Source organism: Kineococcus indalonis (assembly GCF_009906395.1).
Taxonomy (GTDB): Bacteria; Actinomycetota; Actinomycetes; order Actinomycetales; family Kineococcaceae; genus Kineococcus; species Kineococcus indalonis.
On record NZ_JAAALM010000489.1, the window covers coordinates 1 to 3,097 of the forward strand.

The following is a 3,097-nucleotide window of genomic DNA, read 5'->3' on the forward strand; positions in this document are numbered from 1 at the left end:
CGCCAGCCCCACCGGCCGGCGGCGCAGCGCCACCACCGCCGCCACGAGCACCGCGGCCACCAGCACGCCCACGACGGCCAGGGGCAGGCGCACGCCGGTCTCGTTGAGCACCGCCGTGTAGAGGGTGTCGGCGAAGCGCAGCGGCGGCAGCTCCAGCATCGTGCGCACCGTGTCGTGCAGGAAGTCCGCCGGCCGCCCCAGCGCCCACGGCGCCACCAGCAGCCCCGCGCCGCCCACCGCCACCGCCGTGCGGCGCAGACCGAAGCGCGGCCAGGTCGCCAGCAGCGGCAGCAGCACCACCACGTGCTGCTTCGCGGCCAGCGCCACCGCCAGCGGCACCACGGCCCACCACGTGCCGCGCCCGCCGCGGCCCACCAGCAGCGCCCACGCCGCCAGCCCGACCAGCACGGTCGGCTCCGTCCACGCCTGCTCCAGCAGGGTGCTGCCGCCGGGCGCCAGCAGGAGCAGCGCGGCGGCCGCCACGGCCGGCGCTCGCCAGCGCCCCAGCGCGGCCACGGCCAGCGCCGAGAGCGCCACCAGCACCCCCAGCGCCCAGCGCACGTCCCCGGCCAGCCAGCGCCCGGGCGCGGTGAGCACCGCCGTCCACGGCAGGTAGGCGAAGGCGTCGGTGATGCCGGGGGAGCCGGTCCACTCCTGCGCGTACATCGACTCCCCGCGCAGCAGCCCGTCGGCCGCCTGCTGCAGGATCACCCACACGTCGATGCGCGGGGCCGGGTCGCCCACCACGACCAGCGCGCAGGACGCCGCCGCACCCGCCAGCGCCACGAGCAGGGCGGCCACCGCGCCGCGCGCCAGCAGCAGCGCCCCCGCCGCCAGCGCCGAGCCCGCCAGGACGGCGCGCACCGTCCACAGCCCGCCGCCGCCCAGGTAGCTGAACGGGGCCACGAGCAGGTGGGTGGCGGCCACCAGCGCCAGGGCGCCGGCCGCCGCGCGGCGGCCCGACGACCGCGGCGCGGGCGCGCCGCGGTCGTCGCGGGCCGTCAGCGCCAGCGCCACGAGCGCCGCCGTCACCAGCAGGTACCCGGCGACGATCCACCAGCGGTAGCGCACCACGCTGTGGGTGGCCAGCGCCGTCAGCGCCCACCACACCAGCAGGGTCGCGCCGTCGCGGCGGGTCACCCGGGCACCCCCGGCGACCTCACGCGCACCCCGGCCGCCCCCGCCCGCTCACGCGTACAGCGCGTCGACCTCGCCGGCGAAGTCGCGCAGGACCTCCGCGCGCTTCACCTTCTGCGAGGGCGTCAGGTAGCCGTTCTCGATCGTGAAGTCGCCCTGGAGCACCCGGAAGCGGCGGATGGACTCCGCTCGGCTGACCGCCTCGTTGGCGTCGTCCACGGCGCGCTGCAGCGCGGCCAGGACGACCTCGTCGGTGCGCGCGCCCGCCGGGTCCAGGCCGGGGCGGCCGTGGTTGGCGCCCCACGACGGCAGCGCCTCCTCGTCCAGCGTGAGCAGGCAGGCGACGTAGTGGCGCTGGTCGCCCACCACGACGGCCTGGGAGACCAGCGGGTGCGCGCGCAGCCGGTCCTCCAGGGTCGCCGGCACCACGTTCTTGCCGTTGGCGGTGACGATGATCTCCTTCTTGCGGCCGGTGATGCGCACGTGGCCGCTGTCGAGGACCTCGCCCAGGTCGCCGGTGCGGAACCAGCCGTCCTCGAACGCCTCGGCGGTCGCGTCCTCGCGGCCGCGGTACTCGCCGAAGACGCCCACGCCGCGGCAGAGGATCTCGCCGTCCTCGGCGACGGCCACGTCGGTGCCCGGCAGCGGCAGCCCCACGGTGCCCACGCGCAGGCGCGAGGGGCGGTTCACGCACAGCGGCGCGGTGGTCTCGGTCAGGCCGTAGCCCTCCAGCACGACCAGGCCGGCGCCGCGGAAGAAGTGCGTCAGGTGCTCGCCCATCGGCGCGCCGCCGGAGACGGCGTGCTCCACGCGCCCGCCCAGCAGGGCCCGCAGCTTGGCGTACACGAGCCGGTCGAACAGGGCGTGCTGCGCGCGCAGCGCCAGCGCGGGCCGGCCGGCGTCCAGGGCGCGCGAGTAGGCGATGGCCGTGCGGGTGGCCCGCTCGAAGACCGCCGCCCTGAGCTTGCCGCCGGCGGCGGCGCGCTGCTCGGCGCCGTTGTAGACCTTCTGGAACACGCGCGGCACGGCCAGCACGAAGGTGGGCCGGAAGCCGGCCAGGTCGGGCAGCAGGTCCTTGGCGTCGGGGGTGTGCCCCACGCGGATGCGGCACACCAGGCACAGCGCCTCGATGAACCGGGCGAACACGTGCGCCAGCGGGATGAACAGCAGCGTCGCGGCGTCGGGGCGCTGCAGCACCTCCGGGATCGCCGCGCGCGCGTTGCGCGCCAGGTCCAGGAAGTTGCCGTGGGTGAGCACGCAGCCCTTGGGGCGCCCGGTCGTGCCGGAGGTGTAGATGATCGTCGCGGGGTCGCCGGGGCCGGCCAGGGTGCGGCGGCGCTCCAGCTCCTCGTCGCCGGTGTCGCGGCCGGCGGCGCGCAGCTCGTCGAGGGCCCCGGAGGCCAGGGTCCACACGTCCCGCAGCTGCGGCAGGTGCTCGCGCACGGCCGCCACCCGGGCGGCGTTGTCCGTGGTCTCCGCGAAGCACGCCACGGCGCCGGAGTCGGACAGGATCCAGCGCACCTGCTCGGCGGAGGAGGTCTCGTACACGGGCACCGTCACGGCCCCGGCGAACCAGACCGCCACGTCCACCAGCGTCCACTCGTAGCTGGTGCGGGCCATCAGGCCGACGCGGTCGCCGGGCTGCACGCCCGCGGCCAGCAGGCCCTTGGCCACCGCCACGACGTCGGCGAGGAGCTGCGCGGCGGTGACGTCCCGCCAGGCGCCGTCGGGCTGCTTGCGGCTGACGCTGACGTGCCCGGGGACCTCGCGCGCCGTGTCCACGACGCAGTCGGTGAGGTTCCCGGCCGTCGCGGGCGGGACGAGCGGGGGCTCGCAGCTGCTCCGCACGGGGCTTCCTCCTCGGTGTCGCTCCCGGGGCGACGCCGTCGCCGGCCGCGTCCGGGCCGCCCGCTGGTGCGTCGGCGCCCCGACCCTACCCGCGGGCGCGGCGGCCCCCGCC

Annotated in this window: 2 protein-coding genes; both read right to left on the reverse strand. The window is 77.5% G+C overall.

Annotated features, from left to right (window positions below; translation table 11 throughout):
* The coding region (locus tag GTR00_RS17880; protein WP_166612931.1) for a hypothetical protein at positions 1–1,140 on the reverse strand (1,140 nt) is incomplete at its 3' end.
* A 48-nt stretch (positions 1,141–1,188) separates the two neighbouring features.
* Positions 1,189–2,985: an AMP-dependent synthetase/ligase gene (locus GTR00_RS17885; protein WP_166612932.1), complete on the reverse strand. Its 1,797-nt coding sequence runs from the start codon at positions 2,983–2,985 to the stop codon at positions 1,189–1,191.
* Positions 2,986–3,097 lie beyond the last annotated feature (112 nt).